Source organism: Streptomyces sp. NPDC001852 (assembly GCF_042891825.1).
GTDB lineage: Bacteria > Actinomycetota > Actinomycetes > Streptomycetales > Streptomycetaceae > Streptomyces.
The window spans coordinates 542,474-560,440 of sequence record NZ_JBIATN010000001.1 but is presented as its reverse complement, the minus strand read 5'-3'; the positions used below and the strand labels follow the sequence as shown (position 1 = coordinate 560,440).

At 72.0% G+C, this 17,967-nt stretch carries 16 protein-coding genes; 10 read left to right on the top strand and 6 right to left on the bottom strand.

Going from position 1 to position 17,967, the window contains the following annotated elements; all coding sequences use genetic code 11:
• Positions 1–76: 76 nt before the first annotated feature.
• Entirely contained in the window at positions 77–1,861 is a 1,785-nt protein-coding gene (locus ACFYZB_RS02480; protein ID WP_388753372.1) for a M4 family metallopeptidase, read from the bottom strand.
• An 844-nt stretch (positions 1,862–2,705) separates the two neighbouring features.
• Between ACFYZB_RS02480 and ACFYZB_RS02475 the strand changes: the two genes are divergently transcribed.
• The 6 genes from ACFYZB_RS02475 (at position 2,706) to ACFYZB_RS02450 (ending at position 9,182) form a co-directional block, all read left to right on the top strand.
• The gene (locus ACFYZB_RS02475; RefSeq protein ID WP_388753369.1) at positions 2,706–3,383 is read left to right on the top strand and encodes an AIM24 family protein; all 678 of its coding nucleotides are present in this window, start codon (positions 2,706–2,708) and stop codon (positions 3,381–3,383) included.
• A 396-nt stretch (positions 3,384–3,779) separates the two neighbouring features.
• Positions 3,780–4,742, top strand: a complete 963-nt coding sequence (locus tag ACFYZB_RS02470; RefSeq protein WP_388753366.1) for a threonine/serine dehydratase — start codon at positions 3,780–3,782, stop codon at positions 4,740–4,742.
• Between the two features lie 214 nt (positions 4,743–4,956).
• Positions 4,957–6,525 (top strand): protein kinase, encoded by a 1,569-nt coding sequence (locus tag ACFYZB_RS02465; protein WP_388753363.1) that lies wholly within the window; start codon positions 4,957–4,959, stop codon positions 6,523–6,525.
• Positions 6,526–6,575: 50 nt separating this feature from the next.
• Entirely contained in the window at positions 6,576–7,547 is a 972-nt protein-coding gene (locus ACFYZB_RS02460; RefSeq protein ID WP_388753361.1) for an LLM class F420-dependent oxidoreductase, read from the top strand.
• 88 nt (positions 7,548–7,635) lie between these two features.
• Positions 7,636–8,694, top strand: coding sequence for a hypothetical protein (locus tag ACFYZB_RS02455; protein WP_388753358.1), 1,059 nt, complete (start codon positions 7,636–7,638; stop codon positions 8,692–8,694).
• Between the two features lie 62 nt (positions 8,695–8,756).
• Positions 8,757–9,182: an SsgA family sporulation/cell division regulator gene (locus ACFYZB_RS02450; protein WP_388753356.1), complete on the top strand. Its 426-nt coding sequence runs from the start codon at positions 8,757–8,759 to the stop codon at positions 9,180–9,182.
• 82 nt (positions 9,183–9,264) lie between these two features.
• On the opposite strand, the gene ACFYZB_RS02445 is transcribed toward ACFYZB_RS02450, so the two are convergent.
• Together ACFYZB_RS02445 and ACFYZB_RS02440 are read right to left on the bottom strand one after the other, a co-directional pair.
• On the bottom strand, positions 9,265–9,807 hold the full coding sequence (locus ACFYZB_RS02445) for a DUF6328 family protein (RefSeq protein WP_388753354.1): 543 nt from the start codon (positions 9,805–9,807) through the stop codon (positions 9,265–9,267).
• Between the two features lie 40 nt (positions 9,808–9,847).
• On the bottom strand, positions 9,848–10,831 hold the full coding sequence (locus ACFYZB_RS02440) for an aldo/keto reductase (protein ID WP_388753351.1): 984 nt from the start codon (positions 10,829–10,831) through the stop codon (positions 9,848–9,850).
• 136 nt (positions 10,832–10,967) lie between these two features.
• On the opposite strand from ACFYZB_RS02440, the gene ACFYZB_RS02435 reads away from it, so the two are divergent.
• Positions 10,968–12,701 (top strand): cholesterol oxidase substrate-binding domain-containing protein, encoded by a 1,734-nt coding sequence (locus ACFYZB_RS02435; protein WP_388753349.1) that lies wholly within the window; start codon positions 10,968–10,970, stop codon positions 12,699–12,701.
• 63 nt (positions 12,702–12,764) lie between these two features.
• On the opposite strand, the gene ACFYZB_RS02430 is transcribed toward ACFYZB_RS02435, so the two are convergent.
• A complete protein-coding gene (locus ACFYZB_RS02430) occupies positions 12,765–13,586 on the bottom strand; it encodes a lipase family protein (protein ID WP_388753347.1) in 822 nt (273 codons plus the stop codon).
• A 412-nt stretch (positions 13,587–13,998) separates the two neighbouring features.
• Here ACFYZB_RS02430 and ACFYZB_RS02425 point away from each other — a divergent pair, with 412 nt between their 5' ends.
• Positions 13,999–14,391, top strand: coding sequence for a tyrosinase cofactor (locus tag ACFYZB_RS02425; RefSeq protein ID WP_388753345.1), 393 nt, complete (start codon positions 13,999–14,001; stop codon positions 14,389–14,391).
• A 35-nt stretch (positions 14,392–14,426) separates the two neighbouring features.
• Positions 14,427–15,248, top strand: coding sequence for a tyrosinase family protein (locus ACFYZB_RS02420; protein WP_388753344.1), 822 nt, complete (start codon positions 14,427–14,429; stop codon positions 15,246–15,248).
• 16 nt (positions 15,249–15,264) lie between these two features.
• Here the strand turns inward: ACFYZB_RS02420 and ACFYZB_RS02415 are convergent, their stop codons facing one another.
• Positions 15,265–15,963: a ribonuclease H gene (locus ACFYZB_RS02415; protein ID WP_388753341.1), complete on the bottom strand. Its 699-nt coding sequence runs from the start codon at positions 15,961–15,963 to the stop codon at positions 15,265–15,267.
• 33 nt (positions 15,964–15,996) lie between these two features.
• On the bottom strand, positions 15,997–16,791 hold the full coding sequence (locus ACFYZB_RS02410; protein WP_388753339.1) for a VOC family protein: 795 nt from the start codon (positions 16,789–16,791) through the stop codon (positions 15,997–15,999).
• A 163-nt stretch (positions 16,792–16,954) separates the two neighbouring features.
• On the opposite strand from ACFYZB_RS02410, the gene ACFYZB_RS02405 reads away from it, so the two are divergent.
• Entirely contained in the window at positions 16,955–17,962 is a 1,008-nt protein-coding gene (locus ACFYZB_RS02405; RefSeq protein ID WP_388753488.1) for a zinc-binding alcohol dehydrogenase family protein, read from the top strand.
• Positions 17,963–17,967 lie beyond the last annotated feature (5 nt).

The window sequence follows — 17,967 nt, the reverse complement described above, 5'->3', positions numbered from 1 at the left end:
GGTACGACCGCTCGCGGGACCCCGGACATGCGGATGCCCCGCGCGAGGCGGGGCATCCAGGGGTACGGCGGCTCTGTCAGTGCTTGGCCGGCGTGTTGGCGGCGGTGACGTTGACCGCGGCCCACGCCTTGTCCACCGTCTTGTACTCGGTGCTGTTCGCGCCGTACAGGTCCTTGGCCGCCTTCAGCGTCGCGATGCGCGCGTCGTGGAAGGAGGTCGTGGAGACCATGTAGCGGGTGAGCGCACGGTAGAAGATCGCCGTGGCCTTGGCGCGGCCGATGCCCTTGACCGTGGAGTGGTCGTAGGTCGGCGAGTCGTAGGCGACCCCGTTGATGGTCTTCTTGCCGCTGCCCTCCGCAAGGAGGTAGTAGGCGTGCGAGGAGACACCGGACCCGGCGTGCACCTCGGTGTAGTAGGTGTCCGGCGACCAGTAGTCGATCGTGCCCTCGAGCTTGTCGAGCGACGGGTGGTCGAGACGGCGCAGGAACTTCTGCGCGAGGCCCAGCTTCTCGCCGATCAGATAGTCCGGCGTGTCCTTCGCGTTGTTGGCGTAGAACTCGACGTTGGAGCCGAAGATGTCCGCGAGCGACTCGTTCAGCGCGCCGGGCTCACCGTACTGGTTGCCGTTGGAGTCGACATAGGTCGGCTCCAGCTTGGCGGTCGCGTCCACCACGCCGTGCGTCAGTTCGTGACCGGTGACGTCGAGGACGACGAGCGGCTTCTTGAACATCTGGCCGTCGCCGTCGCCGTACAGCATGCAGTTGCAGGTCGGGTCCCAGAAGGCGTTGGCGACCTTGTTGCCCCAGTGGACCATGCCCTGGGCGGCCTTGCTGTTGTTGGCTATGCCCTTGCGCCCGAACGTGGCCTTGTAGAAGTCCAGGGTCTTGGTGATGCCGTACTGGGCGTCGGCCGCGGCGCTGGCACGGTTGCCGGTCGTGCCGTTGCCCCACACGTTGGTCGTGCTCGTGAACGTCGCACCCGCGCCGAACTTCTCGGTGGTCGAGCCCTTGGCGTCCCGCGTCTCGGTGCCGTACCGGCTCGGGTCCTTGAGCTGGTAGTGACCGCGCGAGGTCGCCGTGGTGGTCAGGCCGACGCTGCCCACGAAGAGGGTCTTGCCGGTGCCCTTGGCGGCCGACGGGTAGCTCGCCGCGGCGCCGGAGGCACCGGAGCCGAGCAGGCCCTCGGGGGTGGCGGAGGCGGTGCCGGTGGCCGGGTCGGCGGTCTCGCCGCGCTTGCGCAGGCTCTCCAGCAGCTTCGGCGACAGGAACTCGTCGCTGTCGGGGGTGTTGCTGCGCACCTTGCCGGTGACGGCGTCGATGACGACCGTGTTGGTGCCGTTCTGGTCGGTCACGGTCACCTGGTAGGCAAGGGCGGAGGATCCGCCGCGCGCGTCGACGACGAGTTGGGCGGTGCCCGCGTCGCCCTTGGCGGCCTGGGCGGCCTTGGCGGCGGCCTGGTCCGCGGTCAGCCTGGCCGTGGTGGTGGCGGGCTGGACGGCGTGGCCGGCGGCGCGGGTCACGCCGGCGTAGGCCAGCTTGTGGTCGAGGTGGACGACGAGGTCGCCGCCGAGCACGGGCATGCCGTCGTGGGTGCGGACGAACCGGACGTGCCGGGCGCCCTCGGGGTCGAGCATCACGTCCTGCGCGTGCAGTTCGTCGCCCTGGGAGACGCCGGTCGCCGAGGCGTGGGCGAAGGCCGCGGTGCGCGCCGCCTCGACCACCGCGGTGGCGTTCGTCGTGGCGGACGCCGAGGACCGCTCCGCCCCCGTGGAGGGACCCGCGAAAGCCGTACCGGCCAGACCCGTGGCAGCGGTGGTCACCGCGATGGCGACGGCCACACTGCGTATGTGAGGTCTACGCAAGGATCAGGGTTCCTTCGTTCTCAGGCAGCCGGGATCCCCAACCGCCTTGATGCATGACGCGGTTCCGCGTCACGGGGGCTGGTCGGGCCCCAAGGCGTAACCCTTACGGATCAGTCATGTCCACGTAAAGACGGAATGATCGATTTCGCGACCCCCTATGGCAATCCTTTACGAATGTGCGCCACAGAGTGATCACAGCCTGACCAACTGTGTGTCGGCTGTGGAGACGTCGACCCCATCCCCTAGGTTCCACGGCCTGAATGTGACCGACGTCGCATCAGACCTCGCACGAACTCGTATCGATGACAGCGGGTGGTGGATGATCTCGGCAACGGTGGGGCGGGGCGCGGTCCTCGCAGCGGTCGCGCCGGGAGAGCCGGAGGCGCTGCCGGCGGTTCCACGGGCGGCGGCACCGCGCCGATGACCGGTTCCGCATCGGCAGTGCCACCAAGACCTTCTCCGCCGTCGCCCTGCTCAAGGCCGGCGAGGCGCCGGCCGACTTCACCGAGCAGACGGTGTCGTGGGCGCAGAGCGCGGGGGCGATCATCTCCGGTGCAGAGGATCTCGACGCGTTCTACCGCGCGCTGCGGGGAGGCAGGCTGCCGTCCTCGGCACGGCCGGCGGAGATGGAGAGCTTCGCGCAGGTCAACAGCTCGACGGCGCCTTCGCGTCGAAGGACGGGACGCGGACTCTCACGGCCGTGGCCGACACGTCCAACAACGCGAAGGTGTCGGATGCGTTGGCCGGCGCGCCGGATTCGGCCTTCTGCGGCAGGAAGGGCGCTGGGGGGCGGCACTTCCCGTGATCTTGGCGGAATGCCATGCTCCGGGACACCATGCCCCGCATGAAGGGTGATCTCTTTTCCAGTGAGCACGTGGTGCAGCCGGCCGTGGAGCCGGGCATGTCCGTCGAGAACGCCAAGTGCATCAAGTACGCGGTGAACGGCGAGATGTACGCCCGCCAGGGCGCGATGATCGCCCATCGCGGCAGCCTCAGGTTCGAGCGCAAGGGGCAGGGTGTCGGCGGCATGCTGAAGCGTGCGGTCACCGGTGAGGGGCTGCCCCTCATGGCGGTGCGCGGGCAGGGCGAGGCCTGGTTCGCGCACGAGGCACAGAACTGTTTCATCGTCGAGGTCGAGGCCGGCGACCAGTTCACGGTCAACGGCCGCAACGTGCTGTGTTTCGACGCCTCGCTGTCGTACGACATCAGGACGGTGAAGGGCTCGGGCATCGCCGGCGGCGGTCTGTTCAACAGCGTGTTCGGCGGACAGGGCCGGCTCGGCCTGGTCTGTGAGGGCAACCCGCTGGTCATACCGGTGACCCCGCAGTCGCCGGTGTACGTCGACACGGATGCGGTGGTCGGCTGGACCGCGCACCTGGAGACCTCGTTGCACCGCTCCCAGTCCGTCGGCTCGATGCTGCGCGGCGGTTCCGGCGAAGCCGTGCAGCTGATGCTCCAGGGCGAGGGCTTCGTCGTGGTGCGCCCGAGCGAGCTGACGCCGCAGAAGTCCCAGCAGCACTGAACCTTCGCCGGCCCAGACCCGCGCGCGCAGCCGCCGCCCGAGCACGGCTCGCGCAGGCGCCACCGGCCACCGGGACGTTCCGGAACCTGCTCCGGCGGCTGGACTTCCTGGCGGGCCACAAAGCCCAGGCCCGCCACGAAAACCGCCGCACTGACAGACCCCATCGGCGGCCCTGCGGCGACGCCGACCGAGGCCCACGCACACAACCGCCGCCCGAGCACATCTGCCGCAGACGCCCCGGCCACCAGGACGGCCCGGAACCTGCTCCCGATGCTCGACTTCCTGGCAGGCCGCGAAGCGCAGGCCGGCTCCGAAACCGTGTTGACCGCGGGAGTCCGCGCGGGTCAGGGTGCGATCGGCGCGGCCCTCACCCCCGCGCCGGAAGGGTGAAGCACCTTGATCGGCAGCAAGGAGATCGAAGCCGCGGCGGAGCGGATCGCCGGACACGTCGTGCGGACGCCGACCGTGCCGAGTCCGGGTCTGACCGAGCTGCTCGGCGTCCCCGTCACCGCCAAGCTCGAACTGCTCCAGCGCACGGGCTCGTTCAAGGCCCGCGGAGCGACGGCGAAGCTGCTGTCGCTGAGCGAGGCCGAGCGGGCGGCGGGCGTGGTCGCGGTCAGCGGCGGCAACCACGGGATCGCCCTCGCGGTGATGGCCGCGGCCCTCGATGTGAAGGCGACCGTGGTCATGCCCCGCACCGCACCCGAGCGCTCCATCGCCCTCGCCGGGCGGGCGGGGGCGCAGCTGCGGCTGACCGACGGCATGGACAGCGCCTTCGCCCTGGTGACGCGGCTCAGGGACGAGGGGCTGACGCTGGTCCACCCGTTCGACGACCCGGTGGTGATCGCCGGACAGGGCACGACCGGGCTGGAGTTGGCCGAGGACGCGGAGGACGGGCTGACGGACGTCGTGGTCAGCATCGGCGGCGGCGGGCTGATCGCCGGCATCGCCGCGGCCCTCGCCGCCCGGCGTCCCGGCGTGCGCGTCTGGGGCGTGGAGACCGAGGGTGCCGAGGCCATGTCCGGCGCGCTGAGGGCGGGCGGACCCGTGCCGGTGCCCCTGTCGTCCCTGGTCACCACGCTCAGCGCACCCTCTGTCTCCCAGCTGACGTACGAGCATGTGTCCGCGCTGGTCGAGGAGGTGCTGGTGGTGCCGGACCGGGACGCGGTGCAGGGCTCGCTGGACCTCGCCGAACACGCCAAGGTGTGGGCCGAGCCGGCCGCGGGCTGTCTGCTGCCGGCGGCCCGTCAGATCGTGGCCAGGGTCGGCGACGGCGCCCGGATCGGACTCGTGGTGTGCGGCGGCAACACGACATGGCGGGAGCTCACCGGCTGGGCCGAGCGGCTCGGGCTGTGGTGACTCGCCGGCTGGTGCGAGCCAGGGCCGCGCCCGGGAATTTACCCTCGGTTACCCGCAGGTCGAACGACCGTCGAACGGGGCCATCCCAAACTCGCAAGCCCTTTCGAAGAATTGAATGAAAGGCAGGAACGGCGCCGAATCGCTGATTCTTTGAACGCACCCCCGCACGCCCCCCGTACCTCTCTGAGACACGAAACAGGGGTCTCAGCGAGGGATGACCATGACCAAGGCGCATGTCTCCGCACACGAGTTGGTCGCCGGCCGGTACCGGCTCCTGGAGGTCTTCGCCCGCGAGACGAACCGCCTGTGGTGGTACGCCGAGGACGTGGCGGCGGAGCAGCCCCGGCTGGTGGCCCAGACCTCCCTGCCGGAGCCGTCCGCCGACGACGGCGCGCGCCGGGTCACGGCCCGTGTCGTCCGGACCTCCGAGACCATGCGGCTGCTGTGCCCCGGCCAGGTCGCCACGGTCGTCGACGCCGTGGTGGAGGCCGGCACCCTGTGGACGGTCACCGAGTGGATCGACGGCACGCCCCTGGCCGAACTCCTCGACCGCGAGGGCGCGTTCAACGTGGCGCGGGCGGCCCGGGTCGGCCTGGAACTGCTCGACGTGCTGCAGGCCGCGCACGACGAGGGCATCACGCACGGCGAGCTGAGCCCCGGCCAGGTCTTCGTCCGGGACAGCGGCCCGGTCGTGGTCGCCGGGTTCGGGCTGGCCGGCGCGACCCTAGTGCCACGGCTCGCGGCACCGTCGTACGCCTCGCCCGAACAGGCCCGCGACGAACGCATCGGACCGGCCGCCGACCTGTGGGCGCTGGGTGCGCTGCTGTACACGATGGTGGAGGGGCGGCCGCCGTTCCGCGACCGCGGCCGGCCCGACGCCACCCTGAAGGCCGTGGACCGGCTGCCGCTGCGCACTCCGTTGCGCACGGGCCCGCTCACCCAGGCCGTGCAGGGGCTGCTGCGGAAGAACTCGCGGGAGCGGCTGTCCCGGCCGGTGGTCAGGGAGGCCCTGATCCGGACCCTGGACGAGGACGCCGACGCCGACCGGGAGCCGGCCCCCGTGCCCCGGCTGCGCGCCGCGTACGCCGGTGTCCGCCTGGCCGGGCGGGAACCGGGCAGACGGATCCTGGCGGCCGGTACCGCGCTGGCCGTGGTCACCGTCGTCGCCGCCGTCCTCGCGGCCACCCACCAGCTGCCGAGCGTCGCCGGCGCGCAGGCACCGGCCCGGCCCACCGCCTCGGCCACCCCGTCCGGCCGGCACACCGCGGGCCCCGCGCCCTCCTCCCCGGCCCCGGTTCCGAGCGCCTCCCCCGCCCTGCCGGACGGCTACCACCGCTACACCGCCCCGGAGGGCTTCTCCGTCGCCCTGCCGGACGGCTGGCAGCGGCTGACCACCACCCGCGTCACCGGCGCCTACCGCGTCACCTTCGGCCGGGACGGCTCCTCCCCCACCCTCGCGGTGACCCACAGTGAGCACGTCGGCCTCGACGACCCCGTGGCCGTCTGGCGGGACGACGTCGAGCCCGGACTGCGGCGGCTGCCGGGCTACCAGCGCGTGGGCGCCGTCCGGGCCACCACGTACCAGGGGTACCAGGCCGCCGACCTGGAGTGGCTGGCGGGGACGGGGGACGCGCGGGTGCACACCTTCGGGCGTGGCTTGCTGACGGGCGACGGCGACGGCTTCTCGCTGCGCTTCACGACACCGGCCGCGACCTGGGGCGACGCCGCGAACCGGCTGGCGCTGAGGACGTTCCTGCAGACGTTCCGGGTGCCGCGGGCCTGACCCGCGCCGGTGGCTCGTTTTCGAGCCGTCACCCCGGGGACTCGCCACGTATGGTGCAAATCGGATACACGATGATGACCGAGCAGGCAGGTCCCCGGGACCTGGTGGACCATGTGGTGCGGGCCGAGGAGACCGGATTCGACTTCTCGGTGATCTCCGACCACTACTTTCCGTGGCTGCGCTCGCAGGGCCACTCCCCCTACGCGTGGAGCGTGCTGGGCGCCGCCGCCCAGGCCACCTCACGGATCCCGCTGATGACCTATGTGACCTGCCCCATCCTCCGCTACCACCCGGCGATCGTGGCGCAGCAGGCGGCCACGGTGCAGCTGCTGTCCGAGGGCAGGTTCCGGCTCGGGCTGGGGGCCGGCGAGAACCTGAACGAGCATGTGGTGGGCGGCGGCTGGCCTCCGGTGGACGTGCGCCACGAGATGCTCGAGGAGGCCGTCGGGATCATCCGCGCGCTGTTCGAGGGCGGCCATGTCACCCACCACGGGCCGCACTACGACGTGGAGTCGGCCCGGCTGTGGGATCTGCCGGACCGGCCGCCGCCGATCGGGATCGCCGTCTCCGGCGACCAGTCCTGCAGACTCGCCGGGCACCTCGCCGACCTGGTCATCGCGACCGAACCGGAGCCGGGGCTGCTGGAGGCCTTCGACCGGCACGGCGGCAGCGGCAAACCCCGGGTCGGCCAGCTGCCGGTGTGCTACGACCCCGACCGGGACACGGCCGTCAAGCGGGCCCACTCCCAGTTCCGCTGGTTCGGCCTCGGCTGGAAGGTGAACGCGGAACTGCCGCACCCCGACTCCTTCGAGGCCGCGACCCGGTTCGTGGACGAGGACGACATCGCCTCCGCGATCCCGTGCGGCGACGACCCGGACGCCTTCGTCGAGGCCGTACGCCCCTACGCCGACGCCGGGTTCGGGGAGATCGCACTCGTGCAGATCGGCGGCGACGCGCAGCCGGAGTTCCTGGACTGGTCGGCGAAGACCCTGCTGCCCGCGCTGCGGGAGGCCTTCGGCTGACCCGGCCACCGATAGGCTTTCCTGTCCGCCCCCGCTCCCGGGTGCGGTCCTCCACGCATCCCTGAGCATTCCTGCAGGAGAGTCATCCGTGACCCTGGTCATCGACCCGTCCGAGACGTCCGCCCCGGCGGGGACGTCCGCTCCGGCCGCCGCGCCGCTGTCCGACCTGGTGGCGCGTGACGCCCGTGAGTTCGGCGGCTACGCACGCACCGGAAGCTGGACCTTCGCCCTGATGGTGGCCCGCAGTGTGCGGCCGGGCGGACAGGCCGCCGGTGAGACGCCGAAGGTGTCCGCGAAGGAGTTCGCGCAGCTGGCCGACTGCTCCCCGGAGCGGGTCATGCGCTACTACAAGGCCTGGGACCGGGCCGCCGACGACGGGCTCGTGCCGCACTTCGAGGCCCTGCAGCCGGGCCAGGAGACCGAACTGCCGGACGCGGACGTGTGGATGAGCTACTACGTCTCCCGCAACAGCGCGACCTCCGAGCGCGGCACCGCGATCGCCGAGGCCGCCGAGGCCGAGGGCATCCGTCCCACCAAGGCGCTGGAGGTCGCGGAGAACCCGACCGCCCTGCGTGCCGCGATCCTCGCCGACCCCGCCACCGCCCGCACGGCCCGGGCCGCCCTGCTGGACCGGCTGCGGGAGGACCCCGAGCTGCAGGCGGAGCTGGCGCGCGACGTCGTACGGACCGACGACCTGAAGAAGGCCGTCGCGACCGAGAGCCGGGCCGCCGACCGGATCGGGTACGTCCGGCAGATCGCCGAGTCCGGGCAGATCAGGACGCCGGCCGGGCAGACCGTCGACGCTCCGGCCGAGCTGCGCGAGGAGGCCGAGCGCCATCTGTCGCTGATCGACGAGCTGGAGGACGGCGAGGACACCGGCGAGTGGGCCACCGATGCCTACGACACCATGAAGTCGCTCGTCGCGGAGGCGGTCGAGGCCGACCCAGGACTGCGCGTCCAGGAACGGCGGACGAAGTTCTACACCAGCCTGCAGAAGGCGACCAGGGCGTTCGAGGAGCTGACCTTCGACGACGCCCAGGACTTCTACGAGGACGACATGGTCCGGCGCCTGGAGGAACTCCAGCAGGCCATCGGCAGCTGCCTGGCCGCGCTGCGCGGAGCCGGCGGGAATCCGTCGCAGGGTTGAGCATCCCGGGCGTCGCGGGGGTACTAGAGGGTCCTGAGCCGATCGTCGCCGGAGGCCCTCGCGTGACCGCGTTCGTGCACAAGACCCTCGTGGTGCAACTCCACTCGGAAGGCACCGGCCGGTGCCCCGTGCTGGCCCATCTCCGTTACGACGCCGACGACCCGTTCGCCGTCACCGCCGTCTTCGGCCACGACGGCCGGGTGCTGGCCTGCTGGCGACTGGACCGGCAGATGCTCTCCGAGGGGCTGGCGCGGGCCGTCGGCGTCGGGGACGTACGGCTGCGGCCGGCCGCGACCGGTGCGTGGCACGAGCTGCGCATGGAGTTCCTCGGGGACGTGCGCCCGGACGGTGGCCGGCAGCAAGCGGTGGTGTTCGCCTGGGCGCCCGCGGTCGCCGCGTTCCTGCGGGAGACCCACCGGATCGTGCCGCCGGGTCAGGAACGCGCCCCCGTCGACGAACTGTTGGCCGAGATCCTCTCCGCGGGCTGAAGATCACGGGCCGGCGGCCGCACACGCGTGCGGTTCCCCGTCGCGGCGTACCGGCCGGGCCGGCCGGGGACACCTGGGGGGGTCACGACCCGGCCGTACGTCCGCCCCCGGCGCCGGGCGGGCGCGCCTCCTCGTCCTCGGACCGGGACTCGTGCAGGCGCCGGGCCCACAGGGGCAGGCCGAGCCACCACAGCAGGTACCAGACGACGACCGCCGCCACCAGCGCCGGCACATAGGTGCCGTGCGTGGCCACCCGGAGGATCAGCAGCAGAGCCGAGGTCATCGTGGCGAGCAGCAGGACCAGGCCCACCAGGGTCATCCGGGACGCCAGCCGCACCGCCTGCGGCTTGACCCGGCGGCCCGAGACGAGGCGGTGCAGGGAGACCGGTCCGACGAGGGCCCCGGTGGTGCAGGCGCCCAGGACGACGGTCACGATGTAGATGACCTGGTTGGCGTGTGACAGCGTGGCGTACTTGGGCTGGAAGGCGACGGTGAGCAGGAAGCCGAACAGGATCTGCACGCCCGTCTGGGCGACGCGGACCTCCTGGATGAGCTCCACCCACATCCGGTCGGCCCGCTCCTCCTCGGTCTCGTTCCGGCCCCTGCGCCGTCCGTCCGCCGTCATGCGGTGCGTGTAACCGTCCGGCCGTTCGTTCAAACGGTGCCTACCAGCGATGCTCGACCTGGTCCTTGATCCGCCGCTCGTACAGCTCACGGATCGCGGTGAACGTCTCCTCGGGCAGCGGCGGCAGCTTGGCGGCGGCCGCGTTCGCACGGGCCTGCTCCGGGTTGCGGGCGCCGGGGATCACCGTGGTCACACCATCCTGCGCGATGATCCAGCGCAGCGCCAGCTGGGCCGGGGTGTACCCCTCGGGGGCGAGCGCGGCGAACTCGGCAGCGGCCTCGACACCGGTCTCGTAGTCGACGCCGGAGAAGGTCTCGCCCTGGTCGAAGGCCTCGCCGTGCCGGTTGAAGGTGCGGTGGTCGTCGGCTGCGAAGACCGTGTCCTTGGTGTACTTGCCGGACAGCAGGCCGGAGGCGAGGGGCACGCGCGCGATGACGCCGACGCCGGCCTCGCGGGCCGCGGGGAGCACCTCGTACAGGGGTTTCATGCGGAAGGGGTTGAGGATGATCTGCACGCTCGCCACGTTCGGCCGGGCGATCGCGGTCAGCGCCTCGGCGCAGGTCTCCACGCTCACGCCGTACGCCGCGACGCGCTCCTCCTCGACCAGGGTGTCCAGGGCGTCGAACACCGCGTCCGTGGAGTAGACGGGCGTCGGCGGGCAGTGCAGCTGGACCAGGTCGAGGCGGTCGACCCCGAGGTTGCGGCGGGAGCGGTCGTTCCAGGTACGGAAGTTGTCCAGGACGTAGTTCCCGGGGATCTGCTCGACGCGGCGGCCCATCTTGGTCGCCACGAGCACGTGCAGGTCGGGGCGGGTGCGCAGGAAGGTGCCGATGGTCTCCTCGCTGCGTCCGTCGCCGTAGACGTCGGCCGTGTCGAAGAAGGTGACCCCCGACTCCGCGGCGGCCTCCAGGACGGACTCCGCCTCCTTGGCGTCCACGTCACCCCAGTCGGCGCCCAGCTGCCATGTGCCGAGACCGACCACCGATGCCCACTGACCCGACCTGCCGATTACGCGTTCGTCCATGGCGCCAGTGTGTCATCCGGCACCTGGGCTCGCGGAACGAGCCGCTCCGGCTGGTGAACTGTGTCCGTGTCCCCCACACGGGTGAGAGGGGCCGGCGGAACACCGCGGGCCGCAGGGCGGTGCCTAGCCTGACCATGTGATCGATCGTTCTGCGGACAACTTTCCTTCCTCTGACGGTGGTTGGGATCGCCTCAGCCGGCGCGGTCTGCTGCGCGGCGCCGCCGCGCTGGCCGCCGTACCGGTGCTGATCGCCGCGGATCCGGCGGTGGCAGCGGCCGAACTCCCGGACTTTCCGCCGCAGGTGGCGCTCTACCGCTCGGCGTACCGCAACTGGGTGGGCGAGATCACCGCCGACGGTCTGTGGGCCTGTGCGCCGAACGGACCGGAGGAGGTGCTCGCCGTGGTGAACTGGGCCTGGCGCAGCGGCCGGCGGGTCCGCGCGCGGGGCTGTTCCCACGGCTGGTCACCGCTCACGATCACCGAGGGAACGCGGGCGGACGCCCGAGTGCTGCTGGTCGACACGACCCGGCATCTGACCGCGTTGACGCTGGAGTCGGGATCGGCGGTCCGGGCCGGCACCGGGGTCACGCTGGAGGCGCTGCTGACCTTTCTGGAGGGGCACGGTCTCGGCCTGACCGCGACGCCCGCACCGGGCGACCTCACCCTGGGCGGTGCCCTGGCGATCGACGCGCACGGCACCGCCGTACCGGCCGCCGGCGAACGCCCGGCGCCGGGGACCATGTACGGCTCGCTCAGCAATCGCGTCCTGGAGCTGACGGCCGTGGTGTGGGACGCGGACCGCGGGGCGTACGTGCTGCGGACGTTCCGCCGTGCGGAGGCGGACTGTGCCGCGCTGCTCACCCATCTCGGGCGGGCCTTCGTCACGGAGGTGGTGCTGCGGGTCGGTCCGGACTCACCCCTGCGGTGCGTCAGCCGTACGGACGTCCCGGCCCGCGAACTGTTCGCGGCGCCCGGCTCCGGTGGGCGCACCCTGGCGAGCCTTCTGCGGCGCTCGGGCCGCGTCGAGGCGATCTGGTTCGCCTTCACCGAGTTTCCGTGGCTGAAGGAGTGGAGCGTCGCGCCGGTGCGGCCGGCCGGTTCCCGGCACGTCACCTCGCCGTACAACTACCCGTTCTCCGACAGCGTGCCGACGCCGGTGGCCGATCTGGTGGGGCGGCTGGTGGCGGGCGCGGCCTGGTACCTGGCGCCGGAGCTGGGCGCCGCGCAGCTCACCGCGGCTTCGCTGGGGCTTGCGGCCACGGACTCCGCCGACCTGTGGGGGCCGTCGAAGAACACGTTGCTGTACCTCCGGCCGACCACGCTCCGGGTGACCGCGAACGGGTACGCGGTGCACACCTCGCGGGCCGGAGTGCAGCGGGTGGTGCACGAGTTCACACGGTTCTACCGGGAGCGGCTGGCCGCGTACGCGGCACGGGGCCGTTTCCCGGTCAATGGTTCGGTGGAGATCCGGGTGACCGGTCTCGACGACCCGGCCGAGACCGGTGTGCCCGGCGCCCGGGTCCCGCTGCTGTCCGCGCTGCGGCCGGTGGTGGACCGTCCCGAGTGGGACACCGCGGTCTGGCTGGACGTGCTGACCCTGCCCGGCACGCCGCACGCCGAGGAGTTCCTGCGCGAGCTGGAGCGGTTCCTGCTGCGCACCTACGACGGCGGCTCGGCCCTCGCCCGCGTGGAGTGGTCCAAGGGCTGGGGGTACACGACGCAGGCCGCCTGGAGCGACGCCGAGGTACTGGACAGGGCCGTGCCCGGCAGCTTCGGGCCCCAGGTGTGGGCTCAGGCGCTCGGGACCCTCGACCGCCTGGACCCGCACCGGGTGTTCGGCAACGCCTTCCTGGACCGGCTGCTGCGCTGACCGGTACGTGAACATGTGGGTCGCGTAGCCGCAGGCCATGACGGCGGCGCCGGCGCGCGGGGCTCAGTCGAGGTTCTTCTCCAGCGCCGCCAGATAGTTGTGCATGAAGTGGTCGCGGATGCCGTCGGAGGCGGGTGCGAAGGCGTCGGCCGTCAGTCCGGTGGCCCGGTCGGTGAGCACCGAAAGCATCGGCATGCTCTCGTGCAGCCGGCCGTGCGAGTCGATGTAGCGCAGGGCTCGGACATGGGTGAAGACGGGCTCGGGCGGCAGCTGGGGAACGATGTCGTTGTTGTTGACGAAGCGGTACATGCGGCCGCCGAATCCCTTGTGGAAGGCCTCGGCGAGCAGTCGGTCGCAGGTGCGCGGCTGGCCGTAGGTGTACACGCCGTCCGCGGCCAGGTACGGGTCCTCCAGGTACATCCGGGCGCCGGCCAGCATCGCGAGGGCGCCGCCCAGGCTGTGCCCGGTGAAGTACACGCTCTGCCCGTCGGTGCGCAGTTCGGCGAGGGTTTGGTGAACGGCCGGGTAGACCGATTCCAGGGCCTGTGCGAATCCGTGGTGGACGTAGCCGTTGCCGCCGGGACCGGGCCTCGGCGGGGTGCTGGCGTCGGTGAGCCAGTCCTTGATCTGGGCGGGTTCGGTGCCGCGGAACGCGGTGACGATCATCCGCGCGCCGGCCACAGTGTACGCCTGCGTGTCCTGCAGCGGGAAGGGCGGGGTGAACCGGGTCTCGTGGTGGCGCACCTGGTCGAAGCCCCACTGGGCGGCCTGGTCCTCGATGACGGTGCGGTCCTTGTAGGCCAGGTCGGCCGCGCGGGCCAGCCAGTAGGCGCGTTGCGGGCTGTAACCGGACGAGGTCTGGTCGAACGGGACGGACACGGCCATGGGCAGGACTCCTCGGGTGGGGGGAAGCCGGGGTGGGGAACCGGGGTGGCGGGGCGCGGCGGCACGGGCGGGAACGCCCGGACCCGCCTCCTCACCCAGCGTGTCCGGATGGCACCGCAGGGTAGCAGGGTCGGCAGGCCGCCCGATCGCGTCACTTTGGCGTGGTGAGCCGGGCCACTCGGACGGACGGCGGACGGGAAGGTACACCGGCAACGCGGTCGGCGCGGCAAGGAATTCCCCGTTCCGGGGCAGGTGGCCCACCGATCACGGCAAGATCATCTTGGTTCAACCCTGTACGACATGTGGCCAATTGTCCGGATCACGGCCAACCGGTTCCGGGTGATTTCCTCCTGCCCCCGAGCCCCCGATAGGCATGCGTCGTCACCACCGGAACCCCTCCAGGAGGACCCGTATGCCCGACATCACCCGGCGCCGCGCGCTCACCGCGACGGCGGCCCTCGCCGCGACGGCCACCGTCACCGCCCTCGTGGCACCCGCCGCCTCGGCCGCCGGCCACGGCCACCCCATGCCCATGCCGAAGCCGCAGAGCTTCGACGAGGTCTACAAGGGCCGCCGGATACAGGGCCGGCCGATGACGACGGCCCCCGGCGGCCACCACCACGAACACGGCGGCGACTACCAGGTGTTGATCGACGGCGTACCACTGCATGTGATGCGCAACGCCGACGGCAGCTGGATCAGCATCGTCAGCCACTACGACCCCGTGTCCACCCCGCGCGCCGCCGCACGGGCCGCGGTGGACGAGCTGCAGGGTGCCCCACTGCTGCCCTTCCCCGCCAACTGACCGCCCCCGCAAGGAATTCCGGAGCATCCCGCACCATGACCGTACGCAAGAACCAGGCCACCCTGACCGCCGACGAGAAGAAGCGGTTCGTGTCCGCGGTCCTCGAACTCAAGCGCAACGGGCGCTACGACGAGTTCGTCCGCACGCACAACGCGTTCATCATGTCGGACACCGACACCGGCGAGCGCACCGGCCACCGCTCACCGTCGTTCCTGCCCTGGCACCGCAGATTCCTGCTCGACTTCGAGCAGGCGCTGCAGTCGGTGGACTCCTCGGTCGCGCTGCCGTACTGGGACTGGAGCACCGACCGCACGGTCCGGGCCTCGCTGTGGGCGCCGGACTTCCTCGGCGGCACCGGGCGCAGCACGGACGGCCGGGTGATGGACGGTCCGTTCGCCGCGTCGGCCGGCGACTGGCCGATGAACATACGCGTCGACGGCCGTACGTTCCTGCGCCGCTCGCTGGGCACGGCCGTGCGGGAGCTGCCGACGCCCGCCGAGGTGGAGTCGGTGCTGTCGATACCGACGTACGACGCGGCGCCGTACAACAGCGCCTCGGACGGCTTCCGCAACAACCTGGAGGGATGGCGCGGGGTCAATCTGCACAACCGGGTCCACGTCTGGGTCGGCGGCCAGATGGCCACCGGGGTCTCCCCCAACGACCCGGTGTTCTGGCTGCACCACGCCTACGTCGACAAACTGTGGGCCGAGTGGCAGCAGCGGCATCCGGAAGCCGGGTACGTGCCGGTGGGCGGCACGCCGGACGTCGTGGACCTGGACGAGACGATGAAGCCGTGGAACGACGTGCGTCCGGCGGACCTGCTCGACCACACGAGGTTCTACACCTTCGACAGCTGATCGGGCCCCGCCGGGCTCAGGCCTCGGCGGTGCGGCACTCCGGGTGGCCCCAGCCCTGCGCGTTCTTGGCGATGGACTCGCCGGCCGCGTAGGAGCGGCCGCACAGGCAGCGGCCGGGGAACTTCGCCTTGATGGTGCGCGACGAGGACGCTCCGCCGCCGGTGCGGCGGGGCGCCTTCCGGCGCAGCGCGGCCGTCTTCGGGGTGTCGGGCGAGGGCGGCGGCTCCGGGGAGCCGCGCCCGCTGCCCGCCGCCTCCTGCACGGAGGCGGCCTGGCTGGCGGCGCGGTCGGCGAAGTCGTTCAGCGGGTCGCCGTCGACCTGGTGGGCCGGGACGTAGCGGAACTCGACCGTGCGGCCGTCGAGGAGCGCGTCGATGCGCACGACCAGGTCCTGGTTGGCGACGGGCTTGCCGGCCGCGGTCTTCCAGCCGTTGCGCTTCCAGCCGGGCAGCCAGGTGGTGACGGCCTTCATCGCGTACTGGGAGTCCATGCGGATCTCCAGCGGCACCTCCGGCTCCACGGCCGTGAGCAGCCGCTCCAGTGCGGTGAGTTCGGCGACGTTGTTGGTGGCCCGACCGAGCGGGCCGGCCTCCCAGCGGGCGGGGGTCCGCTCGTCGCCGTCCGAGACCACCCACGCCCATCCGGCCGGTCCGGGGTTTCCCTTCGAAGCCCCGTCGCACGCGGCCACCACACGTTCACGCATACGCACGATCATGCCATGGCCGCGCCGGACCCCGCCGCGGACGGGTCAAGCGTCCTTGACCTTGGGCATCTCGCCCTCCGTGGTCGCGATGTCGATCACGGAGAAGTTCGCCCCCTGCGGGTCGCTGAGCGCCGCGAAACGGCCGAAGGGGCTGCTCATCGGCCCGAACCGGAGGACCCCGCCGAGCCTGGTGGCGCGAGTCACGGCCTCGTCGCAGTCGTCGACGGTGAAGTAGACGTTGATGTACGAGGGCACCTCGGGCGGGAAGTCGTCGGTCATCCGCATCCGGCCGAGGACGGTGTCCTCGCCCACGTCGAACATCCGGAAGTCCACCGCGTCGTCCACGATGTCCTTCATCCGGTACGGGAACACGGCGGCCAGGAAGGCGTCGGCCTTCTCGGGCTCACGGGTGAAGACCTCGGCCCAGCAGTAGGCGCCGGGGGTCGCCGTCGCCTCGAAGCCCTCGTGGCTGCCGGCCTGCCAGACGCCGAAGACGGCCCCGCTGGGCTCGCGGGCCAGACACATCGTGCCGAAGTCGCCGACCTGCATCGGCTCCATCAGCACCTCGCCGCCGTTCTCCCGGATCCTCTCCGCGGTGGCGGCGGCATCCGGCGAGGCGAAGTACAGGCACCACTGCGACTGGCCCTCCTGGCCGGGCATGGGCGGGACCACGGCCGCCACCGCCTTGCCGTCCGCGTAGGCCTGCGTGTAGTTGCCGTACTCCGACGACGACTCGCCGAAGGTCCAGCCGAGGACGTCGCCGTAGAACCGCTTGGCTCCCTCGACGTCGCTGAACATCGCATCGGCCCAACAGGGCGTTCCCTCGGGTTGCACGGCCATGCTCGCGGCCCTCCTGGTCTCAAGTCCCGTACGGATGGTCCCCCGCCTTTGAGGAGTACGTCCCGAAGCTCACGCTAGCCATCCCGCCCTCTGCCCGCGCGCCGAACCGGGGAGCCGCCCGGACAATGGGAGCGGAGGCGACGGTGCGATGACGACGGGCACGATGCGGGCGTGGTCGGTGGTACGGCCGGGGCCGCTCGACGGGCATCCGCTGCGGGCGACGGAGCGGCCCGTGCCGGTGCCGGGGGCGGACGAGCTGCTGGTGCGGGTGCGGGCCTGCGGGGTGTGCCGGACCGATCTGCATGTCGCCGAGGGCGATCTTCCGGTGCACCGGGCCGGGGTCACCCCCGGCCACGAGGTGGTCGGCGAGGTCGTGGGGGCCGGGGCCTCGGTGCGGGGCTTCGCGGTGGGCGACCGGGTCGGCGTGGCCTGGCTACGGCGCACCGACGGGGTGTGCGCCTACTGCGCTCGGGGCGCCGAGAACCTGTGCCCGGGCTCGGAGTACACCGGCTGGGACGCCGACGGCGGATACGCCGAGTACACGACCGTGCCGGCCGGGTTCGCCTACCGGCTGCCCGGCACCCTGGACGACGTGGCGGCGGCGCCGCTGCTGTGCGCGGGGATCATCGGGTTCCGTGCGCTGCGGCGGACCGGACTGCCCGAGGGCGGGCGGCTCGGCCTGTACGGCTTCGGGGGCAGCGCCCATCTGTGCGCGCAGGTGGCGCTCGCAGAGGGTGCCACCGTGCATGTGATCACCCGGGAGCCGGCCGCCCGCAGGCTGGCCCTGGAGCTGGGCGCGGCCTCCGCGCGGGACCTGCACGAGCCTCCGCCGGAGCCGCTGGAGGGCGCGATCCTGTTCGCCCCGGCCGGCGAGCTGGTCCCGGTGGCACTCCGCGCCCTCGACCGGGGCGGCGTGCTGGCCCTCGCCGGGATCCACCTGAGCGACGTACCGCCGCTGCACTACGCGACCGAGCTGTTCTACGAGAAGGAGCTGCGCAGCGTCACCTCCAACACCCGTGCGGACGGCCGGGAGTTCCTCGCCCTGGCCGCCCGGCACGGTGTCCGCGCCACCACGCACGCCTATCCGCTGTCGCAGGCTCCTCGGGCACTCGCCGACCTCAAGGCCGGCCGGTTCGACGGGGCGGCGGTCCTGGTCAACGACCTGTCCTGAGCGCC